General features: G+C 57.0%; 16 protein-coding genes. 15 read left to right on the top strand and 1 reads right to left on the bottom strand.

Annotation, left to right across the window (positions count from 1 at the left end; all coding sequences use genetic code 11):
- The first annotated feature begins 3 nt into the window (after positions 1–3).
- From tgt to ABRP31_RS20960, 5 genes are all read left to right on the top strand, one after another.
- Positions 4–1,119, top strand: coding sequence for a tRNA guanosine(34) transglycosylase Tgt (tgt, locus tag ABRP31_RS20980; protein WP_087264944.1), 1,116 nt, complete (start codon positions 4–6; stop codon positions 1,117–1,119).
- Positions 1,120–1,170: 51 nt separating this feature from the next.
- A complete protein-coding gene (yajC, locus tag ABRP31_RS20975; RefSeq protein ID WP_349970430.1) occupies positions 1,171–1,506 on the top strand; it encodes a preprotein translocase subunit YajC in 336 nt (111 codons plus the stop codon).
- 63 nt (positions 1,507–1,569) lie between these two features.
- Positions 1,570–3,438 (top strand): protein translocase subunit SecD, encoded by a 1,869-nt coding sequence (secD, locus tag ABRP31_RS20970; protein WP_087264574.1) that lies wholly within the window; start codon positions 1,570–1,572, stop codon positions 3,436–3,438.
- 9 nt (positions 3,439–3,447) lie between these two features.
- Positions 3,448–4,359, top strand: coding sequence for a protein translocase subunit SecF (gene secF, locus ABRP31_RS20965; RefSeq protein ID WP_087264573.1), 912 nt, complete (start codon positions 3,448–3,450; stop codon positions 4,357–4,359).
- A 170-nt stretch (positions 4,360–4,529) separates the two neighbouring features.
- Positions 4,530–5,072 (top strand): glycine zipper 2TM domain-containing protein, encoded by a 543-nt coding sequence (locus tag ABRP31_RS20960; RefSeq protein WP_027899883.1) that lies wholly within the window; start codon positions 4,530–4,532, stop codon positions 5,070–5,072.
- A gap of 117 nt (positions 5,073–5,189) precedes the next feature.
- Here the strand turns inward: ABRP31_RS20960 and suhB are convergent, their stop codons facing one another.
- Positions 5,190–6,005, bottom strand: coding sequence for an inositol-phosphate phosphatase (gene suhB, locus ABRP31_RS20955; protein WP_027899882.1), 816 nt, complete (start codon positions 6,003–6,005; stop codon positions 5,190–5,192).
- Positions 6,006–6,213: 208 nt separating this feature from the next.
- Here suhB and trmJ point away from each other — a divergent pair, with 208 nt between their 5' ends.
- The 10 genes from trmJ (at position 6,214) to iscX (ending at position 13,508) form a co-directional block, all read left to right on the top strand.
- Positions 6,214–6,987, top strand: coding sequence for a tRNA (cytosine(32)/uridine(32)-2'-O)-methyltransferase TrmJ (trmJ, locus tag ABRP31_RS20950; RefSeq protein ID WP_087264572.1), 774 nt, complete (start codon positions 6,214–6,216; stop codon positions 6,985–6,987).
- Positions 6,987–7,763 carry a serine O-acetyltransferase gene (gene cysE, locus ABRP31_RS20945; protein ID WP_027902651.1) on the top strand — a complete coding sequence of 259 codons (777 nt, stop codon included), beginning with the start codon at positions 6,987–6,989 and terminating at the stop codon, positions 7,761–7,763. The genes trmJ and cysE overlap by 1 nt, the downstream gene beginning before the upstream one ends.
- A gap of 158 nt (positions 7,764–7,921) precedes the next feature.
- On the top strand, positions 7,922–8,413 hold the full coding sequence (gene iscR / locus ABRP31_RS20940) for a Fe-S cluster assembly transcriptional regulator IscR (RefSeq protein WP_087264570.1): 492 nt from the start codon (positions 7,922–7,924) through the stop codon (positions 8,411–8,413).
- A gap of 44 nt (positions 8,414–8,457) precedes the next feature.
- On the top strand, positions 8,458–9,672 hold the full coding sequence (locus ABRP31_RS20935; protein WP_087264569.1) for an IscS subfamily cysteine desulfurase: 1,215 nt from the start codon (positions 8,458–8,460) through the stop codon (positions 9,670–9,672).
- A gap of 84 nt (positions 9,673–9,756) precedes the next feature.
- The gene (iscU, locus tag ABRP31_RS20930) at positions 9,757–10,143 is read left to right on the top strand and encodes a Fe-S cluster assembly scaffold IscU (protein ID WP_002552476.1); all 387 of its coding nucleotides are present in this window, start codon (positions 9,757–9,759) and stop codon (positions 10,141–10,143) included.
- 47 nt (positions 10,144–10,190) lie between these two features.
- Complete coding sequence (iscA, locus tag ABRP31_RS20925; protein ID WP_087264568.1) at positions 10,191–10,514, top strand: iron-sulfur cluster assembly protein IscA; 324 nt, start codon at positions 10,191–10,193, stop codon at positions 10,512–10,514.
- An 8-nt stretch (positions 10,515–10,522) separates the two neighbouring features.
- A complete protein-coding gene (gene hscB, locus ABRP31_RS20920; protein WP_087264567.1) occupies positions 10,523–11,041 on the top strand; it encodes a co-chaperone HscB in 519 nt (172 codons plus the stop codon).
- Between the two features lie 45 nt (positions 11,042–11,086).
- Positions 11,087–12,949, top strand: coding sequence for a Fe-S protein assembly chaperone HscA (gene hscA / locus ABRP31_RS20915; protein WP_349970423.1), 1,863 nt, complete (start codon positions 11,087–11,089; stop codon positions 12,947–12,949).
- 3 nt (positions 12,950–12,952) lie between these two features.
- Positions 12,953–13,294 (top strand): ISC system 2Fe-2S type ferredoxin, encoded by a 342-nt coding sequence (gene fdx, locus ABRP31_RS20910; protein WP_087264565.1) that lies wholly within the window; start codon positions 12,953–12,955, stop codon positions 13,292–13,294.
- A gap of 13 nt (positions 13,295–13,307) precedes the next feature.
- Positions 13,308–13,508 carry a Fe-S cluster assembly protein IscX gene (gene iscX / locus ABRP31_RS20905; RefSeq protein ID WP_349970420.1) on the top strand — a complete coding sequence of 67 codons (201 nt, stop codon included), beginning with the start codon at positions 13,308–13,310 and terminating at the stop codon, positions 13,506–13,508.
- The last annotated feature ends 59 nt before the right edge of the window (positions 13,509–13,567 follow it).

Here is a 13,567-nt window from a genome sequence, read left to right as displayed (position 1 = left end):
CGTATGTCTTTCGAGTTGTTGGCCACTGACGGCAAGGCGCGTCGTGGTCGTTTGACCTTCCCGCGGGGCGTGGTGGAAACCCCGGCGTTCATGCCGGTGGGCACTTACGGTACGGTCAAGGGCATGCTGCCGCGTGATATCGAGGCCACGGGTGCGCAGATCATTCTGGGCAACACCTTCCACCTGTGGCTGCGTCCGGGCACCGAGGTCATCAAGGCTCACGGCGACCTGCATGATTTCATGAAGTGGAATGGCCCGATCCTGACCGACTCCGGCGGTTTTCAGGTGTTCAGCCTGGGTGCGATGCGCAAGATCAAGGAGGAGGGCGTGACCTTCGCCTCTCCGGTGGATGGCGCCAAGGTGTTCATGGGCCCGGAAGAGTCGATGCAGGTTCAGCGCGACCTGGGCTCGGACATCGTGATGATCTTCGACGAATGCACCCCTTACCCGGCTGACGAAGATGTCGCCCGTGTGTCCATGGAACTCTCGCTGCGCTGGGCCAAGCGTTCGAAAGTCGCTCACGGCGAAAGCACGGCGGCACTGTTCGGTATCGTTCAGGGCGGCATGCATGAAAGCCTGCGCAAACGCTCGCTGGAAGGTCTGGATCAGATCGGCTTCGATGGCCTGGCCATCGGCGGTCTGTCGGTAGGCGAGCCCAAGCACGAGATGATCAAGGTGCTGGATTATCTGCCAGGCCTGATGCCTCCTGAAAAACCTCGTTACCTTATGGGGGTAGGCAAGCCTGAAGATCTGGTTGAGGGTGTGCGCCGCGGAATCGACATGTTCGATTGCGTGATGCCGACCCGCAATGCCCGCAACGGTCATTTGTTCATCGATACAGGTGTATTGAAGATCCGTAACGCGTTCCATCGTCATGATGATTCGCCACTGGATCCGACCTGCGATTGCTACACCTGTCAGAACTTCTCGCGCGCTTATCTGCATCACCTGGACAAGTGCGGCGAAATGCTGGGAAGCATGCTTAATACGATCCACAATTTGCGGCATTACCAGCGCCTTATGGCTGGTTTGCGCGAGGCTATTCAACAAGGTACATTGGCCGCCTTTGTCGATGCCTTCTATGCCAAGCGCGGGATTCCAACGCCGCCGATGGACTGAGTCAAAACAAGTTTTTCTGCTTTTTACTTAATTATGCAACTGGAGTGCTAAATGAGCTTTTTCATCTCTCCCGCTTTCGCGGACGCTGCTGCACCTGCTGCTAGCCCTATGGGTGGCGGTTTTGAATGGATCTTCCTGGTCGGCTTCCTGGTCATCTTCTATCTGATGATCTGGCGTCCACAAGCCAAGCGCGCCAAAGAGCAGAAGAACCTGCTGAGCAACTTGCAGAAGGGCGACGAAGTGGTTACCACCGGCGGTATCGCTGGCAAGATCACTAAAGTGACTGATGATTTCGTGGTTATCGAAGTTTCCGACACTGTTGAGCTGAAAATGCAGAAGGGCGCTATTGCTGCCACGCTGCCAAAGGGCACCCTGAAAGCGATCTAAGATTCAGACTTTTACCAATCGACGGGGCGCGCAAGGCGCCCCGCGTTATAAGCGGGCGGCGTGATGCTGAACAAATACCCTCTGTGGAAATACGTACTGATCCTGGCGGTGCTGGTGATCGGTTTTATTTATTCCGCACCCAATCTCTATCCTGACGATCCAGCGATCCAGATCAGCGGCGCAAGCACTGCGTTGCAGGTGGGTCAGGCTGATCTGGAGCGTGCGAGCAAAGCGCTTGTTGATTCCGGAATCGCGGTCAAGGCCTCTTCGCTGGCCGAGAATGGCAAAGGCGGTTTGTTGCGTCTGAGCAAGCAGGAAGACCAACTGCCAGCCAAGGATGTTGTGCGCAAGGCTTTGGGTGATGACTATGTCGTTGCACTGAACCTGGCCCCGACTACTCCGAACTGGTTGCGCAATGTGGGCGCAACTCCGATGAAGATGGGTCTGGACTTGTCCGGTGGTGTGCACTTCCTGTTGGAAGTTGACATGGACAAGGCCCTGGATGCGCGTCTTAAAGTTTATGAAGGCGAAGTCAAAAGCCTGTTGCGCAAGGAAAAGGTGCGTTATCGCAGCCTGCCGCAACTGGGTGGCGCAATTCAACTGGGTTTCAGCGATGACGCTGCCCGTGAAGAAGCCCGCAATCTGGTTCGCAAGAATTTCACCGATTTCGAAATCACTCCGGCTGAGCTGAACGGTATTCCTGTTCTGCGTCTGGCGATGACACCGGCCAAGATCAACGAAATCCGCGATTACTCCATCAAGCAGAACTTGACCACGGTGCGTAACCGGGTCAACGAGCTGGGTGTTGCTGAGCCTCTGGTTCAGCGTCAGGGCGCCAACCGCATCGTGGTTGAGTTGCCGGGTGTGCAAGATACCGCTGAAGCCAAGCGTATTCTGGGCAAGACCGCCAACCTTGAATTCCGTCTGGGTGCAGGCCCTGATGATTCCAAAGCCACTACCGAAATGTTCGAGTTCCGCGAAGGCGGTCGTCCGGCAGCGCCGGTTGAGCGTGGTCTGATCATCACCGGTGATCAGGTGACTGACGCCAAGGCCAGCTTTGACGAACATGGTCGTCCACAGGTGAACATCACGCTGGACGGTCACGGTGGCGAATTGATGAGCCGTGCGACCCGCAGCAATGTGGGCCGCAGCATGGCGGTGATCTTCATCGAGCAGAAACCGACGACGACTTACACCAAGCAAGTCGTGGGCGGTGTCGAGAAAGACGTGCCGGTTCAGACTTTCAAGGAAGAGAAGAAAATCATCAGCCTGGCGACCATTCAGTCGCCACTGGGCGCTCAGTTCCGGATTACCGGTCTGAATGGTCAGGGTGAATCTTCCGAGCTGGCGCTGTTGCTGCGTGCCGGTGGTCTGGCTGCTCCGATGTACTTCGCTGAAGAGCGCACAATCGGTCCGAGCCTGGGTGCTGACAACATCACCAAAGGTATCGACGCTTCTCTGTGGGGCATGCTGTTCGTTTCGCTGTTCATCATGGCGATCTATCGCTTCTTCGGTTTGATCGCGACAGTCGCTCTGGCGCTGAACATGGTCATGCTGTTGGCCTTGATGTCGCTGTTGAGTGCGACCCTGACCTTGCCGGGTATTGCCGGTATCGTCTTGACGATGGGTATGGCGGTGGACGCCAACGTGCTGATCTTCTCGCGGATACGTGAAGAAATCGCTAATGGCATGACTATTCAGCGTGCGATCCATGAAGGTTTCGACCGCGCTTATACCGCGATCCTCGACGCCAACCTGACGACGCTGCTGGTCGGCGGCATTCTCTTCGCGATGGGCACTGGCCCGGTGAAGGGCTTTGCAGTGACCATGTCGCTCGGGATCTTTACCTCGATGTTCACGGCCATCATGGTGACCCGCGCAATGGTCAACCTGATCTATGGCGGGCGTGACTTCAAGAAGTTGTGGATTTAAGGGGCTGCCATGTTACGTACCATTAACTTCATGGGCGTGCGCAATGTTGCGTTCGCCGTCACGATGCTCCTTACCGTTCTGGCGTTGTTCAGCTGGTTCCATAAGGGCCTCAATTATGGTCTGGACTTCACCGGCGGTACGCTGATCGAGCTGACTTACGAGCGTCCTGCCGATCTGGGCAAGGTTCGTGAGGAACTGGTCAGCTCTGGTTATCACGACGCGGTGGTGCAGAACTTCGGCGCCACCACCGATCTGCTGGTGCGTATGCCCGGCGAAGATCCGCAACTGGGTTCCCAGGTTGCCGATGCTCTGCGTAAAGCGGGCGGCGACAACCCGGCTACCGTGAAGCGTGTCGAGTTCGTCGGTCCGCAAGTGGGTGAAGAGCTGCGCGACCAGGGCGGTCTGGGCATGCTGCTGGCGCTGGGCGGTGTTCTGATCTACCTGGCATTCCGCTTCCAGTGGAAGTTCGCGGTGGGTGCGATCATTTCCCTGATTCACGACGTGGTCGTGACCATGGGTATTCTGTCGTTCTTCCAGATCACCTTCGACCTGACGGTGCTGGCGGCAGTTCTGGCCATCATTGGCTACTCGCTGAACGACACGATCGTTGTATTTGACCGCGTGCGGGAAAACTTCCGTTTGCTGCGCAAGGCATCGCTGATCGAGAACATCAACATCTCCACTACCCAGACGCTGCTGCGTACTGTGGCAACGTCGGTTTCGACCTTGCTGGCAATTGCTGCTTTGTGGGTATTCGGTGGTGATAACCTCGAAGGCTTCTCCATCGCGCTGTTCGTGGGTGTTGTGGCGGGTACTTACTCCTCCATCTACATCGCGAACGTGGTGCTGATCTGGCTGAACCTGACCACGGAAGATCTTATCCCTCCTGTAGCCGTTGAGAAGGCTGACGATCTACCCTGATCGCCGCTTTTTCTTCCGGGTGTGATGCCAAAAGGGCATGAGTTTTGAACTCATGCCCTTTTTTGTGCTCCAAGGCTTGGGTTCGTGGATTGCCGAGATTCGCACTGGAGCGGCAACGATCCCAAGTGCTGCGTAGCAAAGTCTACGTTTGAGATGGTCAGGAGGTTCACGTGAACAAATCGTTGCTTGTTGGTGCTGTGCTGGGCGCTGCCGTTGTTACGGCTGGCGGTGCTGTTGCCACCTACAGCCTCGTTAAAAGCGGCCCGGAATATGCGGATGTACTGGCAGTCGAGCCGGTTAAACAGCAAATAAAAACGCCGCGTGAAGTTTGCAAAGATGTAACCGTAACCAAGCGTGCTCCGGTCAAGGATGAGCACCAGATTGTAGGTAGCGTGATCGGTGCTGTTGCGGGTGGCCTGCTGGGTAACCAGGTAGGCGGCGGCAACGGCAAGAAGATTGCTACCGTAGCGGGCGCTGTTGGCGGCGGCTATGCCGGCAACAAAGTTCAGGAAGGTATGCAGAATCGCGACACTTACACCACCACCGAAACTCGCTGCAACACGGTCAATGACATCAGCGACAAGGTCGTGGGTTATGACGTGAAGTACAAGCTGAATGACAAGGTGGGTCAGGTGCGGATGGATCGTGATCCGGGCGGTCAGATTCCAGTCAACAAGGAAGGTCAGCTGATTCTGGGTCAAAACCAGCAATAAGCTTGAGTCTGTGTTGATCAGAAAAAGCACCTTCGGGTGCTTTTTCTTTTTCTGCATGGCTTAAAAGTTACAGGCACAAAAAAACCGGCGCTCGGCCGGTTTTTATGGCGCTGAATCTTAACGCTTCATCGTGGCCGGCAGGTGCGGTGCGATGGAGGTCAGAACAGCTTTGAAGCACTTGGTGTTGCCGGCAACGATGTGGCCTTTCTCAAGGAAGTCGTGACCGCCTGTGAAGTCGCTGACCAGGCCGCCTGCTTCTTGAATCAGCAGTGCGCCTGCAGCCATGTCCCACTCGGACAGGCCTGATTCCCAGAACGCGTCGAAGCGGCCGGCAGCTACATAGGCCAGATCCAGGCTTGCGGCGCCAGCGCGGCGGATGCCTGCAGTCTGGCCTACCAGGCTGCGGAACATGCCCAGGTAGTTTTCCAGATTGTCCATCTGATCGTCGCGGAACGGGAAGCCGGTGCCGAGCAGGGCGCCGTCAAGGCTGGTGCGCGGGCTGACGCGCATGCGGCGACCGTTGAGTTGCGCGCCATTGCCAGCGCTGGCGGTGAATTCTTCCTGGCGAACCGGGTCCAGCACCACTGCGTGAGCCAGACGGCCTTTGTGTTTGCAGGCGATGCTGACGGCGAAGTGCGGGATGCCGCGAACGAAGTTGGTGGTGCCGTCCAGTGGGTCGATGATCCACAGGTAGTCAGCGCCTTCGCCGCTGCCTTCGTGCATGCCGGTTTCTTCACCAAGGATGCCGTGAGTCGGATAGGCCTTGCGCAGTGCGGTAATGATCAGTTGCTCGGCAGCGCGATCGATTTCGCTGACGTAATCCTTCGCACCTTTTTCATCGACCTTGATGGTATCCAGGCGCTCGATGGAGCGGAAGATCAATTCGCTGGCGCTGCGGGCGGCGCGCAGCGCGATATTCAGCATGGGCTGCATGGACGTTTCACCTAGGTCGTTAAAGAAAGCCGAACATTGTATTGGCTGTGCCGGAAATTTTCCAGTGGTTAACGGGATGTATTGAGTATGTAGGGCGGCGCTTGCCTGATCTCACAGGGCTGGCTGTAGCCAGTCGCAACCGTTCATGGCGTTCACTCCGGCGGTTCTGTAAGATTTCACCCCCTCTACTTATCTGTGAGCACTCGCCTTGCTGCAAAACATTCGTGTTGTCCTGGTCGGTACCAGTCACCCCGGTAACATCGGTGGGGCTGCTCGTGCCATGAAAAACATGGGGCTTTCGCGCCTGGTGCTCGTTGATCCGCAGTTTTTTCCTCACCATGAAGCTGACGCCCGCGCTTCAGGTGCTGGCGATATTCTGGAAAAAGCCCAGGTCGTCGCGACCCTCGAAGATGCTTTGGTGGGATGCAATCTGGTCATGGGCACCAGTGCCCGCGACCGCCGCATTCCGTGGCCGCTGCTCGACCCTCGTGAGTCCGGCGTGATGGCTGCCGAGCAGGCAGGGCAGGGCGCAGAAGTGGCGCTGGTGTTCGGTCGTGAATACGCCGGCCTGACCAATGAAGAACTGCAGCGATGTCATTACCACGTGCATATCCCATCCGATCCCGAGTTCAGCTCGCTGAATCTCGCTGCGGCAGTGCAAGTTCTCAGCTATGAGGTGCGCATGTCGTGGCTGGCTGCTCAGGGGCAGCCCACCAAGGTTGAGAAGGTTGAAGTGACTTCCGTGCGTAGCGCTGATCTGGCGACCATGGATGAGATGGAAGGCTTTTATGGCCATCTGGAATCTACCTTGGTGGCAATCGGTTTTCTCGATCCGGAAAAGCCTCGCCACCTGATGGCCCGGCTGCGTCGTCTTTACGGGCGTAGCGAGGTCAACCGGTCGGAGATCAGTATTTTGCGCGGCATCCTTACCGAGACTCAGAAGGCTGCACGTGGTGAACCTTATAAGCGGAAGGAACAATGATGTTCGAGCGTCTGCGTGAAGATATTCAAAGTGTGTTTCATCGTGATCCTGCTGCCCGTAACTCCTTTGAAGTATTGACCTGCTACCCCGGCATGCATGCCATCTGGCTGCATCGACTGGCGCATATTCTGTGGACCAATGGCTGGAAGTGGCCTGCGCGGGTAGTGTCGAACTTTGGTCGCTGGATGACCGGTATCGAAATCCATCCGGGTGCCAAAGTCGGGCGGCGTTTCTTCATTGATCACGGCATGGGCATTGTGATCGGTGAGACGGCTGAAATCGGCAATGACGTGACGCTTTATCAGGGGGTAACGCTCGGCGGCACCAGCTGGAATGCCGGCAAACGCCACCCGACACTTGAAGATGGCGTTGTGGTGGGGGCGGGTGCCAAGGTTCTTGGGCCGTTTACCGTCGGTGCTGGCGCCAAGATCGGCTCCAACGCGGTGGTGACCAAGGCGGTACCTGCCGGGGCTACAGCGGTGGGGATTCCGGGTCGCATCATTATCAAGTCCAGTGATGACGTTGAGGCCAAGCGCAAAGCCATCGCCGAGAAGCTGGGGTTCGATGCTTACGGTGTCAGCGAAGACATGCCTGATCCGGTCGCGCGTGCGATTGGCCAGTTGCTGGATCACTTGCAGGCAGTGGACGGTCGCCTGGAAGGCATGTGCGAGGCGCTCAAGGGATTGGGCAGTGATTATTGCGCCAAGGAGCTGCCCGAGTTGCGCGATGAAGTATTTGATTGCGTGAAAGACAAGAGCGAAAGCAAGGTCGGTTGACCGGCCTTTAATCTGGGGCGTGCCATGCGCCCTAGCGTTTGCTATGATGCGGCCGCTCTTTTGCTCTTAATCCCGACTGTTTTGCTAGGTCTTATAGTTGACTTAAATACTCGGGAATAGCATACTCGCTCCTATTCCGAACCTCTGCGGTACACGCCATGCGACTGACTACTAAAGGCCGATACGCTGTAACTGCCATGCTTGATCTGGCGTTACACGCGCAGAACGGGCCAGTGTCTCTGGCCGACATTTCCGAGCGTCAGGGCATTTCCCTGTCCTACCTTGAGCAACTGTTCGCCAAATTGCGCCGTGGCAATCTGGTTTCTAGCGTTCGTGGTCCAGGCGGCGGTTACCAGTTGTCCCGCGATATGCAGGGCATCAAGGTTGCTCAGGTTGTCGACGCGGTCAACGAGTCCGTCGATGCGACACGCTGCCAGGGTCTGGGTGATTGCCACGCTGGCGACACCTGCCTCACCCACCACTTGTGGTGTGACCTCAGTGAGCAGATCCACGAATTTCTAAGCGGTATCAGTCTGGCCGACCTTGTCACTCGCCGTGAGGTACAAGAAGTTGCCCAGCGCCAGGATCTGCGTCGCACCAGCGCCAAGACCCAGTACCTGGATAAGATTGAAACGTCCGCCGTTGAATGAGCGTAGATGAATCAGCGGTGCGCCTGCCTGATAGGAGAGATTCAATGAAGTTGCCGATTTACCTTGATTACTCCGCGACGACCCCGGTCGATCCGCGTGTCGCTCAGAAAATGATTGAGTGCCTGACCGCTGACGGAAACTTCGGTAACCCGGCATCGCGTTCCCACGTGTTTGGCTGGAAGGCTGAAGAGTCGGTCGAAAATGCACGTCGTCAGGTCGCCGACCTGGTCAATGCCGATCCGCGTGAAATCGTCTGGACTTCCGGTGCTACCGAGTCCGACAACCTAGCTATCAAGGGTGTTGCGCATTTCTACGCCAGCAAAGGCAAGCACATCATTACCAACAAAATCGAGCACAAAGCCGTGCTCGACACCACGCGTCAGCTTGAGCGTGAAGGTTTTGAAGTCACCTACATCGAGCCGGGCGAAGACGGTCTGATTACTCCTGCACTGGTTGAGGCCGCATTGCGCGACGACACCATTCTGGTTTCGATCATGCACGTGAACAACGAAATCGGCACCATCAACGACATCGCTGCTATCGGTGAGCTGACTCGCTCCCGTGGCGTGCTGTTCCATGTTGATGCTGCGCAGTCTACCGGTAAGGTCGAGATCGATCTGGCCAGCCTCAAGGTTGACCTGATGTCGTTCTCCGCACACAAGACTTACGGCCCTAAAGGTATCGGTGCGCTGTACGTCAGCCGCAAGCCGCGTGTTCGTCTCGAAGCGGCCATGCATGGCGGTGGTCACGAGCGTGGCATGCGTTCCGGTACCTTGGCGACGCACCAGATTGTCGGCATGGGTGAAGCATTCCGTATCGCCAAAGAGGAAATGGCCGCAGAAAACGTGCGTGTCAAAGCCTTGAGTGATCGCTTCTTCAAGCAGGTCGAGCATCTCGAAGAGTTGTACATCAACGGCAGTATGACTGCTCGCGTGCCGCACAACCTGAACCTGAGCTTTAACTACGTCGAAGGCGAGTCGCTGATCATGGCGCTCAAGGATCTGGCGGTTTCGTCCGGTTCTGCCTGCACCTCGGCGTCGCTTGAGCCGTCATACGTGCTACGCGCCCTTGGTCGTAACGACGAACTGGCGCATAGCTCGATACGCTTCACCTTCGGCCGATTCAGCACCGAAGAAGAAATGGACTACGCCGCGCAGAAGGTTTGCGAAGCGGTCACCAAGCTGCGTGCACTTTCGCCGCTTTGGGACATGTACAAAGACGGCGTCGATATTTCCAAGATCGAGTGGGCGGCGCACTAATTTAAAGCCGCCTTTACCGACAGGCCATGTTTAACCGGTTGTTGCATGGCTTGCAGAGCGGCTCCCTGATAGAGGAATAGCATCATGGCTTACAGCGAAAAGGTCATTGACCATTACGAAAACCCGCGCAATGTCGGCAAAATGAACGCGGAAGATCCAGATGTTGGCACCGGCATGGTCGGCGCTCCTGCTTGCGGCGACGTTATGCGTCTGCAAATCAAGGTCAACGAGCAGGGTGTCATCGAAGACGCCAAGTTCAAGACTTATGGTTGCGGTTCAGCGATCGCTTCCAGCTCTTTGGCGACCGAGTGGATGAAGGGCAAGACTCTGGATGAAGCAGAGACCATCAAGAACACTCAGCTGGCCGAAGAACTGGCTTTGCCTCCGGTGAAAATTCACTGCTCGGTACTCGCTGAAGACGCTATCAAAGCGGCTGTTCGTGACTACAAGCAGAAGAAAGGCCTGCTGTAATAGCAGCGTTTTTTAAAGAAGCTGGTGTGAAGTAATAAGGAGTTCCGATGGCTATCAGCATGACAGAAGCTGCCGCAAATCACGTACGACGCTCCCTTGACGGGCGTGGCAAGGGTGATGGCGTTCGTCTGGGTGTTCGCACCACAGGCTGTTCAGGTCTGGCCTATGTGCTTGAGTTCGTCGATGAGGCGCAAAGCGAAGATTCCGTGTTCGAATTGCACGGCGTCAAGGTGATCATCGATCCGAAAAGCCTGGTCTATCTTGATGGCACCGAGCTCGATTTCGTCAAGGAAGGGTTGAACGAAGGCTTCAAGTTCAACAACCCTAACTCGCGCGGTGAATGTGGCTGCGGCGAAAGCTTCAACGTCTGAGGCTTATTGTGGGTACTCCTTGTCATTTCGCTCTATTCGAGCTTCAGCCGAGCTTTCGCCTCGATCTCGATCAGTTGGCGACGCGCTACCGTGAGCTTGCTCGCGGGGTTCATCCCGACCGTTTTGCGGACGCTTCCGAGCGTGAGCAGCGGTTGGCGCTTGAACACTCCGCCAGTCTCAACGACGCCTATCAGACGCTCAAGAGCGCTCCGAAGCGGGCGCGTTATCTGTTAGCGATGCGCGGCGAAGTGCCGCTTGAAGTCACCGTGCATGATCCCGAGTTCCTGCTGCAGCAGATGCAGTGGCGTGAAGAGCTTGAGGACTTGCAGGATGAGGCCGATCTGGCCGGCGTCGCGGTGTTCAAGCGTCGCCTCAAGACTGCTCAGGACGAACTGAACGAAAGCTTCGCTGCCTGTTGGGATGATGCTGCGCAACGTGAACAGGCAGAACGCCTGATGCGACGTATGCAGTTCCTCGACAAGCTCTCTTACGAAGTGCGCCAGCTTGAAGAGCGCCTCGACGATTAACTCCGTGCTGCTTCTGGCCGCACGCCTGTGAAATTCTGATAAAGCATGGCTCTACTGCAGATCGCCGAACCCGGTCAAAGTCCTCAACCTCATCAGCGCCGTCTGGCGGTTGGTATTGACCTGGGGACTACCAATTCGCTGGTCGCTGCACTGCGCAGTGGCCTCTCCGAACCGCTGGCCGACGCTGAAGGGCAAGTCATTCTGCCGTCTGCCGTGCGCTATCACGCCGATCGTGTGGAAGTGGGGCAGGCTGCCAAAGCCGCCGCTTCGACCGATCCGTTCAACACCGTGCTCTCGGTCAAGCGCTTGATGGGTCGTGGTCTGTCCGACGTCAAGCAATTGGGCGAGCAGCTGCCTTACCGTTTTGTTGGCGGTGAGTCGCACATGCCGTTCATCGAGACGGTTCAAGGGCCGAAAAGCCCGGTTGAAGTCTCTGCCGATATCCTCAAGGTTCTGCGTCAGCGTGCTGAACAGGCGCTGGGTGGTGATCTGGTCGGAGCGGTGATCACCGTTCCGGCTTATTTCGATGACGCTCAGCGTCAGGCCACCAAGGACGCTGCGAAGTTAGCGGGCCTTAACGTATTGCGCCTGCTCAATGAGCCAACCGCTGCGGCCGTGGCTTACGGCCTGGATCAGAGCGCGCAAGGCGTTGTCGCCATTTATGACTTGGGCGGCGGCACGTTCGACATCTCGATTTTGCGTCTTACTGGTGGCGTGTTCGAAGTCTTGGCAACCGGCGGTGATAGTGCGCTGGGTGGCGATGACTTTGACCATGCAATTGCCGGCTGGATTGTCAGCGAGGCAGGCTTGTCTGCGGATATCGACCCGTCCGCGCAGCGCAGCTTGTTGCAGGCGGCTTGCAACGCTAAAGAAGCGCTGACCAGTGAGCGTTCCGTCGATGTCGAGTACGGCGACTGGAAAAGCACGCTGACGCGTGAAGCTTTCGAAGCGCTGATTGAGCCAATGGTCGCGCGCAGCCTCAAATCCTGCCGTCGTGCCGTGCGTGATGCCGGCATTGAGCTGGATGAAGTCGAGGCGGTGGTCATGGTCGGCGGTTCTACTCGTGTCCCTCGCGTGCGTGGCGCTGTAGCTGAATTGTTCGGTCGCCAGCCTTTGACAGATATCGACCCGGATCAGGTGGTCGCCATTGGCGCGGCGATCCAGGCAGATACCCTGGCTGGCAACAAGCGTGACGGTGGTGAGTTGCTCTTGCTCGATGTGATTCCGCTCTCGCTGGGGCTGGAAACCATGGGCGGTCTGATGGAGAAGGTGATTCCGCGTAACACCACCATCCCGGTCGCTCGTGCGCAAGAGTTCACCACTTACAAAGACGGCCAGTCGGCAATGATGATTCACGTGTTGCAAGGCGAACGTGAATTGATCAGTGACTGTCGCTCGCTGGCTCGCTTCGAGCTGCGCGGCATCCCGGCCATGGTGGCGGGTGCGGCCAAGATCCGTGTGACTTTCCAGGTAGACGCTGACGGTCTGCTCAGTGTGGCTGCCCGCGAGCTTGGCTCGGGCGTTGAATCGAGCATTCAGGTCAAACCGTCTTATGGTCTGACCGATGGCGAAATTGCCAAAATGCTCAAGGATTCCTTTGCCTACGCCAGTGACGACAAGGTTGCCCGCGTTTTGCGTGAGCAGCAGGTTGACGCTCAGCGCCTTGTGGAGGCGGTGGAGGGCGCACTGGAAGCCGATGGTGAGCGCCTGCTGGATGCCGAAGAGCGCATGGTGATCAATCTCCAGTTGCAGGAATTACGTGACTTGATGCAAGGCACTGATGGCCCCGCCATCGAGCAGCAGACCAAGCGTCTGTCACAGGTGACCGATGCATTTGCAGCCCGCCGCATGAACGTGACGGTAAAAGCCGCTTTGGCGGGGCGCAATCTGAATGACATTGAGGAATAACTGATGCCGCAGCTGATTTTTCTGCCCCATGCCGTGTTGTGCCCGGAAGGGCTGGTTCTGGAGGTCGAACCTGGCACGTCTATTCTCGAAATTGCTCATGAGCATCACATCGAGATCGAGAGTGCTTGCGGTGGTGTCTGTGCCTGCACCACCTGCCACTGCGTCATTCGCGAGGGCTTTGACTCGTTGAATGAAGCGGATGAGCTGGAGGAAGATATGCTGGACAAGGCGTGGGGGCTGGAACCGCAGTCCCGTCTGTCCTGCCAGGCCATCGTCGGAAATGAAGACCTGACCGTTGAAATTCCGAAGTATTCGCTTAACCATGCGGCTGAAGCGCCGCACTGATCGAGAAGCTGTCATGAGTTACGGTTGGAATGACGTACAACGAATCGCTGAGGAGCTGGCCGAGACTCATCCCGGCGTCGATCCTTACTCGGTGGGGTTCACCAGGCTGCAACTGATGATCAAGCAGTTGCCGGATTTCGACGACACCTCTGGCCGCGTCGGCGAGAAAGTGCTCGAAGCGGTTCAGACGCTTTGGGCCGAAGAAATCGGCTGATCCAATTTGCACGTTAGGCAATAACCTCAAACCCGCGTATAATTCGCGGGTTTAATTTT

The sequence above is a fragment of the Pseudomonas caspiana genome (assembly GCF_040224095.2).
Taxonomy (GTDB): domain Bacteria; phylum Pseudomonadota; class Gammaproteobacteria; order Pseudomonadales; family Pseudomonadaceae; genus Aquipseudomonas; species Aquipseudomonas caspiana.
The sequence above is the reverse complement of the archived record's forward strand: the minus strand, read 5'-3'. Positions and strand labels throughout refer to the sequence as shown.